Origin of the sequence: Frankia umida (genome assembly GCF_023242945.1) — a bacterium.
Taxonomy (GTDB): domain Bacteria; phylum Actinomycetota; class Actinomycetes; order Frankiales; family Frankiaceae; genus Frankia; species Frankia umida.
Genome location: NZ_JALKFT010000010.1, coordinates 1 through 15,377 on the forward strand (window position 1 = coordinate 1; position 15,377 = coordinate 15,377).

The window sequence follows — 15,377 nt, forward strand, 5'->3', positions numbered from 1 at the left end:
CCACCCCACCACCCCCCTCGACCTCCTCGGCGAATAACACCCACCCGCGCCACAGGACGCCAGACCCGTCGAACCACCCCGTCCTCGGGCCTGGCTGGTAGGTATCGAAAAGGCGAGGTCCGGACGCGACTGACGTCGCCGGCCCCGGACCTCGCCTTTTGCGTGCGGGTCGGCCGCTTCGCGAATATTTCGCCGACAGCGCTCCAACGTCACGGTATCGTCACATCCCGATCGGCCCGCACCGTCACCATCGTTCGGCCAAAGGGGTCCACATGGTCGACCTTGCCCGGCTCAGTTTCGGCGCGGCCGCAGCGGAACGTGACGTCCGACGTGGCCTCGACGCCTATTTCATCGAGTCCTCCGCCTACACCCAGATGAGTTCGGGCATCAAGACGATCCTCGTCGCCAACCGCGGCGCCGGGAAGAGCGCCATCTTCAAGACGATCGCCCACCGCCAGCGCGATGCGGGTGGCCTGGTGATCGAGCTTGCGCCGGAGGACTACTCCTACGAGTTCCTGAGCTCCGCGATGACCCGCGAACTGGACGGCGCGTGGGCGAAACTGGGCGCCTACGCGACCGCCTGGAAATACCTTCTCCTTGTTCTGATCATGAAAGAGGTGACCCGGCGGCACGGCCGGCTGCGGCGCGGCGCGGAAAGCCAGATCTACACCTACCTGCGGGACAACCACGCCGGCATGTCCGAAAGCCCGTTCGACAGTTTCGTCTCCTACCTGCGTCGCATCGAGTCGGTCAAGGTCGGCCGCTTCGAGGCCGGCATCCGCACCAGGGAACTGCAGCACCTTTACAAGCTGCATGAGATAGACCATCTGGTGGCCCCGCTCATCCGCCTGTGCGAACGCAGCCGGGTCACCGTTCTGGTGGACGAACTGGACCGGGGCTGGGACTCCTCCGAAGACGCCCAGGCCTTCGTCGCGGGCCTGTTCCAGGCCTGTATGACGATCAACGACCTGTCACCGAGCCTGCGAATCCGCATGTCCCTGCGGCAGGAACTCTACGACAGCATTCCCGCGATCTATGATGACGCCCAGAAGTTCCGGGACCTCATCGAGGTCGTCACCTGGGACGAGGAAGGCCTGTGGCAGCTGATCGCCGGCCGGATTCGACACACCGTCGCCGACTGTCACACCCGCGACGACGACGCCTGCTGGAAGGCGGCCTTCACCCGGCCAGCCTGGTCGTTCCGCCATATGGTCGACCGTTCCCTGGGCCGGCCACGGGAGATCATCCAGTTCTGCAGCCACGCGCTTGACCATGCCCGCGCGCACAGCGCACGGCCGTCGGTGCGGATCACACCGCGGGACATCCTGGCGGTGGAACCGACCTACTCGGCCGAACGCACCCGGGACATCGCCGCCGAGTACCGGTTCGGCTCACCCGGTCTGCTCGGGGTCTTCCAGACCTTCCGCGCCGGCCCCGAGGTGTGGTCACGGGCGGAGCTGGAACTGTTCCTGCTGGACATGGCGACCGGCTCGGTGGGGCTGACTCCCGAGGCCCGGCAGTGGATCGACAGTCGGGAGCCGGAGACGATCCTCGAACTGCTGTGGAACGTCGGCTTCCTCACCGCCGCCGACCCGGCGCCCACCGATCCACCCCCCGGCCCAGGCCGGCCAGACGGCGCCGACGACCGCGGCGGCGCCGCGTCGACCGGCGCCGGTCCGGCGGGCGGGTTCGGATCGTGGGTGGATGACATCGGTTTCGCCCGGCAGGTCCGCCGCCCCAGGCCCGCACCGCACAGCGTGCACCACTTCGCGATCCATCCGATGTTCCACCGATTCGTGATGGCCCGCTGATCCCGCTGATTTCACATGGTGCGCTCAACAGCATGGTTTTCCGCGGTGCCGGAGGTCTACCGTGGGCCCATGCCATCGGCGGGTCTGGCCTGGCAGACACTTTCCGACCCAGGAGCACTCGCGTTGGTCGACGCCGAATCCGGCCGCGCCGCAGCTCTGGGGCGCCCGCACCCAGCGGACCTGCCGATGGTGCAGATCGTCGACCTGGAACGGCTGGCCGGTGCCTGGCTTGCCCCGGCCAGCCGCACGCGGTCCGAACAGCATCTGTACGAGCAGGCCCACGCCGATCCCGAACACACTCTGCGGGGGCTGTGCTGGCTGATGGCGATGTGGGCCGTGGCCGTGCATCTACGCACCGGCTGCCAGCCCACCGCGGTCGTCGAGAGCCTTCGGGTTTCCGGTATCTGGCGCGGCGTCGAAGCCCCGGAATGCGAGCGGGTGTGGGAGGAACTCGCCGAGCGCATCAGGCTCGGCGTGCTGGCCGAACTCACCGGCGATCCCGGGGCCACCGCACGCTTCGGGGAATGCGTTCGGCGCCCGTCCGGCATAGCCGTGATCCTGCTGGATCACACCCTGCGGATGGTTTCCGACCTGCACGCGTTGATGCTCAACCATGACATCGATCCGCGTGAGATGGCTGGCACCCTGGCCCTTTACACCGTCGATCCGCAGGATCCGGCCACCGCCTGCTTCCGTCCATTGACCTGAACGGTCGATCCGGGTCCCTCAGAGCACCGCACGGGTTTTCACCGTGCTGGGATCACCCAGGGCCTGTTCGGTGAGGAACCGCCCGCTGTCGGCCCGGCCGCGTAGCTGCCAGTCCAGGAACGCCACGGTGGCCCGTTGAACCAGCAGTTCGGCTCGTACCGGGTCGATCATCGGCGGCCCGCAGGTCGCGGACGCGGTCAGCGCGATCCGCGTGCCCACCTGCGCGGGCATGCCCCGGTCACGGACCAGAGCGGCCTGGCGGCAGACATCGGTGAACGAGTTGTGGGTGTCGTCGGCGACGGTGACCAGCACCCGTGGCCGCGACGAGGTCAGTTGGCCGAACGCGCGCTCGGCGTTCAGCCTCAGCGGAATCGAGGTGTCCCGGGTGCCGCCGAGCAGCAGCGTCGGCACCCGGTTCTCGGCCAGCCACGCGGCGGGTAGCGGCGACGTCGCCGCGGAGAGCCCCACCGACGCCCGCACCCGGGGATCAGCGGGGGCGTCCAGCAGGCCGATGCTGGAGACGATCGACGTCAGGCCGCCGAAGGAGAAGCCGACGGTCGCGATCTGGTCGGACCGGACCAGATCGCGCACCTGGCAGGACGGATCGGTCAACGCGTCCAGCACCGCGGACAGGTCACGGGAGCGCTCGACCGCCATCGGGATCTGCGGTTCGGTCTGGCCGGCCGCCGCGTCCAGCAGGGTGTCGCCCGTGTGGTCGGGGGCGGCGACCACATAGCCGTGGCTGGCCAGCCCCTCCAGCAGGGTCGCGGCCTGCACCCGGCTGCCGGCGCTGCCGTGGGAGAACAGCACCAGCGGGAACGGTCCGCTCGCCGGGGCGGCATCGGTCACGGCCAGCGTCGAGACCAGCCCGACCGGGCCGAGGACCGGATAGAACGCCGCCCGCCCCGGCACGTCCGGCGCCGCCTCGAACGCCGCCACCGGACAGGCCCCGCCCAGCGGCGACCAGCCCCCACCGGCACCGGCATCCGTACCCGCGGCCGCGAAAGCCGCGGCCGCCACCGCTGCGCGAGAGCCCACCGGCCCGAGATCCAGGGGCCGCACGGCACCCGCACCGGCAGGCAGTTCGACCGTGCGCGGCAGGGTCGAACCGGCCGTCGCGTCGGGCCGTGCCGGATACCACAGCGAGGTGGTCAGGACCCGACCGAGGCGATGCGGATCGGCCAGTCGCACCGTTCGGTAGCCCACCGGCCATGGGCCCGCGGCCCCCGGATCGGGCAGGGTGGGCGGCACCACGCCCGAGGCGGCCGGTCGCACCTTGGCGGCCGTCGACGCGACGGGTGCCCCGCTGCCCGGCGGCTGCGCGGGCCCGAGCAGCGTCACCAGACCCAGCATGAGGGCACCCACGACGGCCAGTTGCCACGAATGGGACATACCCGCCACATCCGGGCGCGGTTCAGCGATGCGCGCCAGTCTCCGAGCCACAGCGAGGACGTTACGCAGCGCAGTGAAAGCCCGCCGGACGGACCATCAGATCGTGCTACCTCGTACAGAAACGACCGCTTCGCCAGTAGCGCTCTGTGAGGTGTCTGCGCTGGTCAGCGCGCTGTCAGCGAGTTCCTGACGGGCGTGCCCGGACCGGGAACCCACGTGGGCCCGATCAGGCCACCAATCGGCGGCCGCAGCCCGGGACCATCTCGTCGAGCAGATCCTCGATCTCCTCGACGCACCCGCCGCAGCCCGTGCCGGCCTCGCAGTGTTCGCCGATCTCGTCGACGTCGCGGGCACCACGGATGATCACTTCACGCAGCGTCCGATCGGACACCGCGAAACAGGAACAGACGAGCACCGCACCTCACCAGGCCGAGCCGACCGTGCGCCGCGAGTGCGCCGATCGGCAGTGGGACGACCCTGCCGGGGATGCCTCGCCGGCCGACTACAGGAGCGATGGCTTAGCTAAGGCTTCCCTAAAGACAGGGTGCCACGTCGGGACTCCACGCGCAAGATGACGGGATTCCCCCACGCCTGGCGCCTTGGGCCCCGTCCGGCATGCCAGACCGACCAGGCACAACGGGACGTCCGACCCCGCCGGATGGTGCCCCGCCACGCGGCGCCCCGGCCAGACCAGCGATCGAAGATCCAGAACGGGCGCGGCGGACGGACGCGACGGGCCAGGCCGGCGACAGGCCGGACCCGTCGGCCGGCTAGGCCGTCGGCGGGACCAGCGCGACCGCGGCGTCCGGCTCGGCGACGCGGAACGTGAAGCTCTCCTCGAGGTACAGATCGACGGTCTCAAGGGTGTGCGCGGCGTAGCCGATCGAGAGGTCCTGGCCCGACTCGAGCACGAAGTCGCCGCCACGCAGGCTCAGCACGACCGCCCCGGTGATCCCCGGCGCCTGCACCACCGGGCCGTCGAGGATGTGCTGCAGGTGGGTGAGCAGCAGGTAGCCACCATGCTCGGCGGTCTCGATCACCGCGGTGTAGAGGTCCGGCTCGAGCGCCAGGGCATAGGGCCCGCTGATGCCGGCGCGACGCAGCAGGGCGACGGCCTTCGCGACGCTCGGCGGGTAGGTGTCGGTGCCGGGCGCCAGGGGCAGCGCCGGGTGCGACGACGCCTCGGTGATGCCGATCAGGCCCGCCTGCGGGTAACCGTGGAACACCACCGCGTTCTCGGTGTTGGCGATGCGGCGCACCGCCTCCTGCAGGGGGGCCAGCTCGATGTCATCGGCGCCACGGTCGGCGTCGGCGAGCTGCGCCCGGTCGAGGGTGAACCCGACCCGCAGCTCGATGACCGGCTGCACCTTGCGCACCCGCGCCGACACCCCTGCCGACGGCGGTGACGACAACGCCTCGACCCGGCCGAGCGGGGTCGCGGAGTACTCCCATCCGTGCGGTCCGGCGAAGTCGACGACCTTGCGGGCGGCCAGGTTGGTCGTCAGTCTGGCCTTGGCCTCCTCGTCGACCGCCTTCCAGGCAGCGTCCGTCAGCGGGGCGTGGCCGCGCAGCAGATGATTCATGCTCCTACAACACCTTTCAGACTTCCGATGCCAAGGGAACCGTCACCGGGCGCCGCCGCCCGCTCGGGTGCGGAGGGGACGTCCGGCAGCAGAGCACCGCTGCCATCGGTGACGTTATCCTCTACCTCCGTGACCGGTCCGGTGGTGAACAGGTAGGTCCGCAGCTGGGTGTCCAGCACGGGATCATGGCGCCGCAGCCACTCGAGGGTCATCGCGGCGTGTTCTTTTTCCTCGTCCCGGTTGTGCGCCAGTACCTGCGCCAGTTCCGGGTCCGTCGAGGCGTCGTAGCGCTGGTCGTACCAGTCGACGGCCTCCAGCTCCTCCATCAGCGAGACGATCGCCCGGTGGCGGTCGATCGTCTGCGGCGAGAGCCGATCAGGCTGCTCGTGCAGCCCCATGCTTGAGTCGCCCATGGCGACTGCCTACCACGATCAGCGGCAGTCACACCGGATCCGCGGCGCTGCTACCCGTTCGACCGGACTCAGGAGGTCGGCGCCGCCGCGATCTGGACCCGACGGTTCGCCGCCCGACCGGCCCGGGTGCCGTTGTCACCGACCGGTTCCAGCGCGCCGAAGCCCGCTGCCCTCAGTCGCTCGCGCGGCACACCCCGCCCGGCCAGGTAGTCGGCGACCGCCTCGGCCCGCTGCACCGACAGCGCCTGGTTGACGGTGGACGGCCCCGTGGCATCGGTGTGCCCGGCGACGAGGACCGTCAGATCACCCCCACGCAGCACGTCGGCGACCCGATCCAGCCGGACCCGCACCGCCGGGCTGAGCGTGGCACCGGACACCGGGAAGGTCACGCCCCCCTCCCCCAGCGCCGCCCGCACCGCACCGAGCACCTCCGTCGCGCCATCACCTGCCGCGCCACCGGACCCCACACCACCGGAGGACGCCGCACCACCGCCCGCCGGGGAACCGGTGGACGGCTTCGCGGCGGCCGCCGGGATGGCCAGGTGGTTCTGCACTGTCACTCCGGGGACGCTGGCCCGTGCCGCGTCGAGGGAGGTCGCCTCGAGGCGACGCCCGGCCGCGGGGTCGGCCACCCGTCCGGTCAGCTCCACCGTGGACCCCAGCAGCGTCACCGCGTGATCGCCGGAGACGCCCTGCACCGCCGCTGCCAGCGCCGGCACCGCCCCCAGGGACGGCTCGCCGACCCTGGGATCCAGGGTGATCCGCCCCCGCACCTCCGCCTTGCCGGCCTTACCGGCGGCATCGGCGACAGCGGCCAGCAGCGCGTCCCGGCTCTCCCGGTCCGCCACCGTCGCGGTGACCGTGAGGACCCCACCCGTCACGGCCAGCACCAGCGGCCGAGCCGGTTCGGTGGCGATCACCACGTCGGCCCCGAGTCGAGCCGAGGTCGTGCCGGACACGGCGGCCGACGCCCGCGCCTGCTCGGCCGCGGCCGCGTTCGGGAAACGCCCGGTCACCACCGCCTCCCGCCCCTCGATGCGCACCTGCGCGTGCACCCCACCGACCGCCCTGACCGCCGCACTCGCCCGAGTAGAAAGATCATCCTGGATGGGCCCACGACGCAACGCGAACGCGATCAGGGCCAGCAGCAGCCATGCCAACAACAACGAGACGGCGAAGGCGATCGGCCGAGGACGGTTCATACGCGCGGCCAGAGACTGGGTCATCGAACGGACTCCGTGCGAGATCGGACCGCGTGGCATCACACCACGCGAGGTCAGGCCATGCGGGGCCAAGCAGTGCGGGATCGGGCCAGGCGAGCCGAGTTCGGATCAAGCCAGGCGGGATCAGGCACAACCATCGCACATCGTCCACGGCAGGGACACAGCGGGGCGAACAACCCGCCCGCCCGGGTTACCACCACTCACCCACGCATCCACCTTTGATCCCTCCCCCACCCACCAGCCCACCCACTCCCCCCGCCCCCGAACCCTCACCTCACCCACACACCCACCACCACGGCGCAACCCACCGCCGCGTCCGCCAGCCACGGACACGCAGGGACGGACACGCAGGGGCAGCCCAACCGACACCACGCCCGCCCGCAGCCGATTCACCCAAGGCCACCGTCCAGGGACGCGGCCCGCAGGCTTCGGATGCTCGTCACCGCACAGCGAGGCCCTGGCTCTGTTCGCTGACGGCTTTCTCGTGGCCTCTCGTGGCTCCAACCGTCGCCGGGCGGCTGCTGACGGTCAGCGGACGGGGGCTCCATCGGGCTGCTTGGCGATGCTGGCCTCGGATCCGGCGTCTGAGCCCTCGCCCGACACCGCCGCAGAACCCGAGGTCGCCGTGCCACCCGAGGTGGCCGCACCATTCGAGGTGGCCGCACCATCGGACAGCACCGCGCCGTCCACCTGGGTCGTGCCGTCCGAACCCTTGGCGGAGGTGACGGAATCCGCGCTGGACGCGGCGCTGGACTCGCTGGAAGCGGCGGTGCGGGTGGCCCGGCGGCGGGCGAGGACAAGGGCGACCAGGCCGGCGGAGAAGCCGAGGACGGCCCATCCGGCGACGGCGTCCAACAGGTAGTGGTTCGCGGTGGACATCACGACGAAGACCGTGGCCGCGGGGTAAAGGAGACCGAGGACACGGGTGATCCGGCGGCGGCCGTAGCGGAACAGGAGGAATCCGCACCACAGCGCCCAGGCGCAGTGCAGGGATGGCAGGGCGGCGAACTGGTTGGTGATGCCTTCGAGGCCCTGCGGGGCGGCGCTGGCGGTGCCGGTCCACCAGCCCCAGGCCTCGAAGTGGGCCATGGTGTCGGTGAACGGCTCACCGGGGAGCAGCCGGGGGGGAGCGGTGGGAAACAGGAAGAAGCCGAGCAGGGAGATCAGGGTGGTGACGACCAGCGTCCAGCGGATCTGCGAGTAGTTTCCGACGTTGCGCCGGTGCGTCCAGATCAGCAGGCTCGGCGTGACGACGAAATGCAGCGTGCCGTAGTAGTAGCAGCACAGCACCGCCACCACCGGAACGCTCTGCACCCAGCGGTTGAGCGACAGCTCGATGTCGATGTGCAGCCAGGTCTCGAGCCGCAGCAGGTCGTGCCCCAGCCGAATCGCGTCCGCCGCGGAGGCGTCGGCGAACGATCGCGTGCCGGTGTACGAGTAGTACAACACGGCGAGCATCAGCACCTCTACCCACCAGACCGGCAGACCCGTGGTCTGGTTTCGCAAGCGCCTCACAGTGCACCTCTCGAACGTCGCCCTCGGTCCGCGTTCCGGGCGTGCACCGCCGTGCCCGCCCGGCTCCCGCCGACCGTCACCACGCCCACGCCGGTCCTCCCGGCGCCCGGCGCATCCCGGGCGGTTCGTGGGCGCACAGTCGTCATGGTTCCACTCAACAGCATGGGCCGACCCAGGCTGCCACGGGCCGCCCCATGGGACGATCCGGGGAAATTCGCCGACATGTGGCGTGTTCGTCACCGTTGCCAGGTGTGCGGGCGGGCAGCGGATCGGTGCGGCCGGTGCCCGATGTCACCCCTGTCCGCCGTCCAGGACTCGGACGGCGGACGGACGTGGTTCGGACCGGACGACGGAGGGACGGACCGGACGGTGGCGCCGAACGCCCTGGTCAGGTGCCGCGTGCGGACAGGGCGCCGGGGCTTGGGGCGGTGCCCGGGACAGGTCCGCCGCCCCCGGCGGGTGCGGGGGCCGTCGCCGCAGCGGTCGCCGGGTTGGACGGGGGGGCCGTGGTCTCGGGCTGGTCGGAGACCGGGAGCGCGCTGCCTGCCTTCCAGGCGGCCCACGAGACCGACCAGTAGTTGCCCAGCTGGCTGGTGTCGGCGGGACGGCCGGTGTTGGAAATGTCGACAATGTCACCGAGGCGGCTGAGATTGTAGAACCACTCGGCGTCGGCTGGCGAGGCGTTCACGCAACCGTGGGAGACGTTGTCACGCCCCTGGCTCGGGACCGACCAGGGCGCCGAATGCACGTACTGCCCGCCGCTGGTGTAGTTCACCGCCCACTGGACCTTCTCGTAGTAGTAGTCCGGGTCGCCCTTGGGGACGCCGACCGTCGCCGAGTCCATGATCACCTCGGCGGACTTGCCGAGGATGTTGTGCGGACCGTCCATCGACGGGGTGCTCGGCTTGCCGAGACTGACCGGGAAGCTGCGCAGCAGGGTGCCGTTGCGGTAGACGCGCATGGTGTGGGCCGCGGAGTCGACCTTGGAGATCTGCGCCGAGCCGATGACGAAGTCCATCGCGCGGTCCTTCACGCCGAAGCGGTCACCACCGACGTCCATACCGGCGAGGTTCGCCTCCACGTGCACCTGTGTGCCCGGGGTCCAGTACTGCTGCGGACGCCACACCACCAGCCGGTTGGTCACCCAGTGCCAGGCACCGAGCACCGGTGGGTCGGTGCGCACCGCCAGCCGCGACTGGATGGCGGCCCGGTCGGTCACCGCGGCGTTGAAGGTGAGGCTGATCGGCGCGCCCACCCCGACGGTCTGCCCGGCGACCGGCTCCCAGGAGACCCGCATCGCCCGCTCCGGGGTGCCGGTCTCGAAGCTCGAGCGCACGGCGGTGGTGCCGGTGATGCCGGTGGCCGCGGTGGTGCTGGCGGCCACGTCGTAGCGGGACGCGGCGAACAGCCCCTGGTTGGAGGTCCAGGTCCTGCGGTCGGCGGAGAAGTCACCGAGCACGACACCCGCGTCGGTCTTCTCCGTGGTGCTGGCCTGCCGGTTCACGCTGACCTGTGCGAGCGGGGCGTTGGCCCGCACCACGACGTGATCGCCGACGGCGACCCCGTCGACACCATCGCCCGGGGTGACCGTGACGCTGGCCGCCGGCGGCGGTGGCGCGGCGACCCCGGCCGGCGTGGACGAGCCGTTGCCCGAGGAGCAGGCGGCCAGCCCCAACGCCGCGACCAGTCCGAACGCGGCCCCGAACCGGCGCCCCGCCCGCCCGCCGGGACGACTCAGTGCCACGGTCGTGGCCTTCGAGCCGGACGGAACACCGGGAACGCCCGAGCGAACGGCGGCGGTCGGTTCGGATGCGGTGGCCATGCCGGACGCGGGCGCCTCACACGCGGCTGCCCGCCGGCGCCCCGGGAGCACCCACCCTCCCCGGGACGCACGTGAGGGCTTCATTACCGAGCGAGACATTCAACGCCCTCTTCCAAAGAACACGGCCGGCGCCACTGCCGGACGGAAACCTTGCTTTGAACCGTACCCAGGGGTCGCCGCCCCGTCCCGTCGATCACGAAACGCTGTGCGTCATCCCCACGACAATTACTCGCCGTAGGGCCAATAAATACGGAGGGTAGCCCCCTCCGGGTATTCCCCATAAGCCCCTCCCCCTTCACCCATTCCGACGCACGGCGATCGAACGAAGTTGCCCGGGAACACATCAATTCCTGGACTGCCCGAATGCAGCGACCCACACATCCCACGCCATGGGTGACACAACCCGTCACCATCAGGCGACGTCACGCGCAACCGTCACACGACCACCCGACGTCCGTTTCGACACCCACCGGCCCAGCTCGGGACCGCTGTCGGCGCGGCGGGATTCCCACCGGGAAACTGCGCGCCGGATGACCATCCGGTCCGCACCGGGCCACCCCGCGCACCACGCGTGAGATCCACCATCCGGTGGACGTTCCGCCGACGACCGGTCGAGGGTGCGGCGGCGGGGTGATGCGGAGATGGGGGACGGCCGCCCCGGGCCCTTCTGGCCGGACCGGCCGGACGGGCCCGTCCGAGGTAGTCCGGCCGGGGGCCGCCCGTCCAGGACCGCCGACCGAAGGCGGATGACTCGGCGGAAACAGTGCGGCAACGACGGCGCGGGGCGGCGGTCGGGACGGCCCCGGTCGCGCCAGGGATGAGGGTCGGCGGCACGCTCGGTGGACGGGCCGGGGTACGGCGCCGTGTGACCGGGGCGAGATGAGGGAGACCAGATGGCGATCGTGCTCGGACCGAACCAGTTCGGAAAGGCGGAGGTACGCCTCGTACGGATCGACCGTTCCCGTACGGTGCACCACATCACCGACCTGAACGTCTCGACCGCCCTCCGCGGCGATTTTGACGATGCGCACCTGCTCGGCGACAATTCCCACATCCTCACGACCGACGCTCAGAAGAACACGGTGTACGCGTTCGCCCGGGAGTACGGGACAGGGCAGATCGAGGATTTCGCCCTACGCCTGGGGCGGCACTTCGTCGGTTCCTTCCCCTGGATCCACGGGGCGCGCGTCGAGATCGAGCAGTTCGCCTGGGAACGCATTGTCGTGGACGGCTCCCCACACGACCACGCATTCAGCCAGCCGGGCGGCGAGCGGCGGACCACGGTGGTCACCGTCGACGGACCGTCGGTCAGCGTCGTTTCCGGACTCGCCGGGCTTGTCGTGCTGAAGTCCACCGGTTCGGAGTTCCATGGATTTCCGCGTGACCGGTACACCACACTCGCCGAGACAACAGACCGTATTCTGGCCACCGAGGTAACCGCCCAGTGGCGTTATGTGACGACCGACCTGGACTTCGGGCCGCTTTTCGGCCGGGTCCGCGACGCGTTGGTGACCACCTTCGCCCAGGTGCACAGTCTCGCCCTGCAGCAGACCCTCTACCGGATGGGTGAGGCGGCCCTCACCGCCGTCGAGCAGGTGGCCGAGATTCGCATCTCGATGCCGAACAAGCACCATTTCCTGGTGGACCTGTCCCCGTTTGGCCTGGACAACCCGGACATCGTCTATCAGGTGCCGGACCGTCCGTACGGTCTGATCGAGGCCACCGTTCTACGCGACGACGCCCCCACCGCCTCCGACCGGCCGCAGGCCCGGCCGGACACCACGTCCGCACCGTGACGCGGCGTCGTCGACGGCTGGGAACCGACGCCAGCTCCGTGCGACGCCGCCGTGCGACTCCGGCGAGGCCCAGGGGGTCCTGGGTTCCCTCGACGGCTTCTCGCGGATCGCGAGAGGCGACCTAAAGGTCCGGAGGGCCCAGCGGACGTAGCGCGAGGCGGTCGCCGGGCACCAGTGCCAGCCGGCTGGCCGCGTCGCCGTCCCGGAGGGCGATCGCCACCATCGCGGCGGCATCCACGTACACCAGCACCTCACCCGACGGGACGGACCCGAAGGTCGTCCCCACCGCGACCAGGCGTCCAGCCTCGGACAGGCGCTGACCGGAGGTGGACGGCGCGGGGCCGGTCCGCGGGGTACGTCCGGCCGGCAGCCGCCGTAGTAGCGCCCGGGTGCCGGGGACGAGACCCGCCTCGGCGAGGCAGCCGCCCTCGGCGGCGAGCTGGACGTTGCCGAACCCGTCGACCAGCACGACCTCCGCGTCGAGCCCACCCGCCGACCCCAGCCGCGCGTACGCGGGCGGGAGGCGCACCAGGGTGGCGGGGTCACATGGTTCACCGAGGTCGGGCAGGGCGCGCCCGCCCAGCAGCGCGGCGGCGGCCGGCGCGAAGACGTCCCGGCCATGGAAGGTCGCGGGAACGTCGGGCGCCACCGGCAGCACCACCGCCGCGACGATTCCCCCGAGCCGGTCGGCCGCCGCGATCAGCAGCCCGTTGTCCGGCCCGACGAGCCACCCGTGCGCCGCCCGCAGCGCCAGTGCCCGGCGCGCCGTGCCCACCCCGGGATCGACAACGGCGAGATGCACCGCCGCCGGTGGCAGCGCCGGCACCGTCTGCGCCAGCACGGTCGCGGCCCGCCGCACGTCCCCGGCCGGCACGAGATGGGTGATGTCGAGGATCCTCGCCGTCGGGACCGCCCGAAGGATCACACCGTGGCAGGCGGCCACGAATCCGTCGGCCAGCCCGTAGTCGGTGGTGAAACTGACAATCCCACCGGCGGCGCCCCCGGCGCTGCCAGGGCCCCTGTCGGGGCTGGCGTCGTCGCTCACACCATGCCCTCGCTCACACCGTGCTCTGGTGGACTCCCGCGTCGCCCGTCGTATCCGGCCCGGCGGCCCGGGAACCGTCCTCGGTCTGGCCCGTGGCATGGGTGCCGCCGGTGGACGGGCCGGTATGGACCCAGCCGGCCTCGTCCACCCAGCCGTCGCTGTCGACGACCTGATGGGCGGACGCCTCGATCGCCGCCGGGGCCTCCTGCGCCGCCCGCACCGGATCGTAGGTCACCGGCGTGCCACGTTCGGGCGCCGGGCCGCCGTTGGCGACCACCACCGCGACCCAGGGCAGGATCACGGCGACGCCGACCAGCAGGTAACGCGGCCAGCCGTGGAACACCAGCACGGCGAGCAGGAAGCACACCACCCGAAAGCCCATCGACGCCAGATACCGCAGCTCACGACGGTGGATCTCCCACTGTCGTGACTGCCCGGCGGACGTGATGAGCACCGACCGCTCCTGCCTGAACCTCACCCGCGCACCTCGCCGCCTTCTCCCCGCCCGCCGTCGCCGCCGTCGGCTCCGCTGTCACCACCGGCACAGCTGTCACCACCGGCACAGCTGTCACCACCGGCGCAGCTGGCACCGCTGTGACAGCACCCGACGGGACGCCCCGATGCAACCCGAGCCCGGACCCGGCGGTCACGTCCCGTCCCAATATCCTCTCTGTCGCCCGCACAGGAGAACCATGCCCAGGTGGAACACGCCACGCCCATCGGCGGGGGGCACCAAGCTGTGCCGGAACGTTCATGTGGCGGTCGGCTGTGCGTCCGCGGAACAGCGTCAGGCACTGTCACGGTGCTCGTGTGCGCGTAGCCGTGATCACCGAGTCGTTTCTCCCGCACGTCGACGGGGTGACGAACACGGTGTGCCGAGTCCTGGAACATCTGCGTGACCACGGGCATGAGGCGATGGTGATCGCACCGGCTCCAGCTCCGGCGAGGCGGCGCACCGCGGCCCGGTCGCACGCGGACGCGCCGGTGGTGTGGGCACCGTCGGCACCGTTGCCGGGCTACCCGGCGTTCCGGTTCGCGTTGCCGTGGCCGGCGATGCCGGCGGCGCTGCGCGAGTTCGAACCGGACGTCGTCCACGTCGCGGCGCCCGCGGGGCTGGGCGCGCAGGCGGTGCTCGCCGCGCGTCGGCTCGGGGTGCCCAGTGTCGCCGTCTACCAGACCGATATCGCGGCGTTCGCCGCCCGCTACGGGCTGCGTGCCGCCGAACGCACGATCTGGCACTGGCTCGCCACGGTGCACCGGCACGCGGCGCGCACCCTGGCGCCGTCCTGGGACGCGGTGGACGCGCTGCTGCGTCAGGGGGTGCAGCGGGTGGCCCGGTGGAGTCGAGGGGTGGATCTGGAGCGGTTCGACCCGGGGCACCGGGACGAGCGGCTGCGCGCGGAGCTCGCGCCGAACGGGGAGCTGCTCGTCGGCTATGTCGGCCGGCTCGCCCGGGAGAAGCGGGTGGACCTGCTCGCCTCGGTCGCCGATCTGCCCGGTACCCGGCTGGTGGTCGTCGGCGAGGGGCCGTCCCGCCCGGCCCTGGAGCGGCAGCTGCCGCACGCGGCGTTTCTGGGATTTCGCAGCGGGAACGCGCTCTCGGCGGCGGTGGCGAGCCTGGACGTGTTCGTCCACACGGGCATGCACGAGACGTTCTGCCAGGCGGCGCAGGAGGCCAAGGCATCCGGTGTGCCGGTGGTCGCGCCCGCGGCCGGCGGCCTGTTGGACGTCGTCGAGCACGGCCGCACCGGTCTGCACTACACCCCGGGGGACCCGGCTGCGCTGCGCGGCCAGGTGGCACTGCTCGCGGGTGATCCCGCGCGGCGCGCGGCGATGGCGCGGGCGGCCCAGGAGTCGGTGGCCGGCTGCGGGTGGAGCGCGATCGGGGACGAGCTGCTCGGTCACTACCGCGACGTCCTGGGCTGAACGGGCGACGCCGACGAGTGGACGGGCCGGGGGCGGCCGGGTCGGGAACCCGGACGGTTCCTCGGCGCGGATGACGGAGCACGTGGGCCGCAGCGGATGGACGGGACCCGTCCGGACCGGGCCGGGCGTGCGAGGAGAAAGAG

General features: G+C 71.4%; 13 protein-coding genes. 4 read left to right on the plus strand and 9 right to left on the minus strand.

Annotated features, from left to right (window positions below):
- The first annotated feature begins 272 nt into the window (after positions 1 to 272).
- Entirely contained in the window at positions 273 to 1,811 is a 1,539-nt protein-coding gene (locus MXD59_RS11940; RefSeq protein ID WP_248824734.1) for a P-loop ATPase, Sll1717 family, read from the plus strand.
- 69 nt (positions 1,812 to 1,880) lie between these two features.
- Complete coding sequence (locus tag MXD59_RS11945; protein ID WP_248824735.1) at positions 1,881 to 2,519, plus strand: hypothetical protein; 639 nt, start codon at positions 1,881 to 1,883, stop codon at positions 2,517 to 2,519.
- Between the two features lie 18 nt (positions 2,520 to 2,537).
- Here the strand turns inward: MXD59_RS11945 and MXD59_RS11950 are convergent, their stop codons facing one another.
- The 7 genes from MXD59_RS11950 to MXD59_RS11980 form a co-directional block, all read right to left on the minus strand.
- Positions 2,538 to 3,911, minus strand: a complete 1,374-nt coding sequence (locus MXD59_RS11950; protein WP_248824736.1) for an alpha/beta hydrolase family protein — start codon at positions 3,909 to 3,911, stop codon at positions 2,538 to 2,540.
- Between the two features lie 226 nt (positions 3,912 to 4,137).
- Positions 4,138 to 4,326, minus strand: a complete 189-nt coding sequence (locus tag MXD59_RS11955) for a (2Fe-2S)-binding protein (protein WP_308222782.1) — start codon at positions 4,324 to 4,326, stop codon at positions 4,138 to 4,140.
- Between the two features lie 355 nt (positions 4,327 to 4,681).
- On the minus strand, positions 4,682 to 5,494 hold the full coding sequence (locus MXD59_RS11960) for a family 1 encapsulin nanocompartment shell protein (RefSeq protein WP_248814691.1): 813 nt from the start codon (positions 5,492 to 5,494) through the stop codon (positions 4,682 to 4,684).
- Positions 5,491 to 5,907: an encapsulin-associated ferritin-like protein gene (locus tag MXD59_RS11965; RefSeq protein ID WP_248824737.1), complete on the minus strand. Its 417-nt coding sequence runs from the start codon at positions 5,905 to 5,907 to the stop codon at positions 5,491 to 5,493. Before MXD59_RS11965 ends, MXD59_RS11960 begins: the two co-directional genes overlap by 4 nt.
- A 68-nt stretch (positions 5,908 to 5,975) precedes the next feature.
- Positions 5,976 to 7,133: an OmpA family protein gene (locus MXD59_RS11970; protein ID WP_248824738.1), complete on the minus strand. Its 1,158-nt coding sequence runs from the start codon at positions 7,131 to 7,133 to the stop codon at positions 5,976 to 5,978.
- 525 nt (positions 7,134 to 7,658) lie between these two features.
- A complete protein-coding gene (locus MXD59_RS11975) occupies positions 7,659 to 8,645 on the minus strand; it encodes a phosphatase PAP2 family protein (RefSeq protein ID WP_248824739.1) in 987 nt (328 codons plus the stop codon).
- A 388-nt stretch (positions 8,646 to 9,033) separates the two neighbouring features.
- Complete coding sequence (locus tag MXD59_RS11980) at positions 9,034 to 10,467, minus strand: L,D-transpeptidase (protein ID WP_248824740.1); 1,434 nt, start codon at positions 10,465 to 10,467, stop codon at positions 9,034 to 9,036.
- 893 nt (positions 10,468 to 11,360) lie between these two features.
- On the opposite strand from MXD59_RS11980, the gene pucL reads away from it, so the two are divergent.
- Positions 11,361 to 12,263, plus strand: coding sequence for a factor-independent urate hydroxylase (pucL, locus tag MXD59_RS11985; RefSeq protein WP_248824741.1), 903 nt, complete (start codon positions 11,361 to 11,363; stop codon positions 12,261 to 12,263).
- A gap of 121 nt (positions 12,264 to 12,384) precedes the next feature.
- On the opposite strand, the gene MXD59_RS11990 is transcribed toward pucL, so the two are convergent.
- Positions 12,385 to 13,248, minus strand: coding sequence for an SAM hydrolase/SAM-dependent halogenase family protein (locus MXD59_RS11990; RefSeq protein ID WP_248824872.1), 864 nt, complete (start codon positions 13,246 to 13,248; stop codon positions 12,385 to 12,387).
- 73 nt (positions 13,249 to 13,321) lie between these two features.
- Positions 13,322 to 13,786, minus strand: a complete 465-nt coding sequence (locus MXD59_RS11995) for a DUF3099 domain-containing protein (RefSeq protein ID WP_248824742.1) — start codon at positions 13,784 to 13,786, stop codon at positions 13,322 to 13,324.
- A 332-nt stretch (positions 13,787 to 14,118) separates the two neighbouring features.
- On the opposite strand from MXD59_RS11995, the gene MXD59_RS12000 reads away from it, so the two are divergent.
- The gene (locus MXD59_RS12000) at positions 14,119 to 15,234 is read left to right on the plus strand and encodes a glycosyltransferase family 4 protein (RefSeq protein WP_248824743.1); all 1,116 of its coding nucleotides are present in this window, start codon (positions 14,119 to 14,121) and stop codon (positions 15,232 to 15,234) included.
- Positions 15,235 to 15,377: the final 143 nt, after the last annotated feature.

Coding starts and splice junctions, on each gene's coding strand:
- MXD59_RS11940 (WP_248824734.1), top strand. CDS start 273: ATGGTCGACCTTGCCCGGCTCAGTTTCGGCGCGGCCGCAGCGGAACGT.
- MXD59_RS11945 (WP_248824735.1), top strand. CDS start 1,881: ATGCCATCGGCGGGTCTGGCCTGGCAGACACTTTCCGACCCAGGAGCA.
- MXD59_RS11950 (WP_248824736.1), bottom strand. CDS start 3,911: ATGTCCCATTCGTGGCAACTGGCCGTCGTGGGTGCCCTCATGCTGGGT.
- MXD59_RS11960 (WP_248814691.1), bottom strand. CDS start 5,494: ATGAATCATCTGCTGCGCGGCCACGCCCCGCTGACGGACGCTGCCTGG.
- MXD59_RS11965 (WP_248824737.1), bottom strand. CDS start 5,907: ATGGGCGACTCAAGCATGGGGCTGCACGAGCAGCCTGATCGGCTCTCG.
- MXD59_RS11970 (WP_248824738.1), bottom strand. CDS start 7,133: ATGACCCAGTCTCTGGCCGCGCGTATGAACCGTCCTCGGCCGATCGCC.
- MXD59_RS11980 (WP_248824740.1), bottom strand. CDS start 10,467: ATGGCCACCGCATCCGAACCGACCGCCGCCGTTCGCTCGGGCGTTCCC.
- pucL (WP_248824741.1), top strand. CDS start 11,361: ATGGCGATCGTGCTCGGACCGAACCAGTTCGGAAAGGCGGAGGTACGC.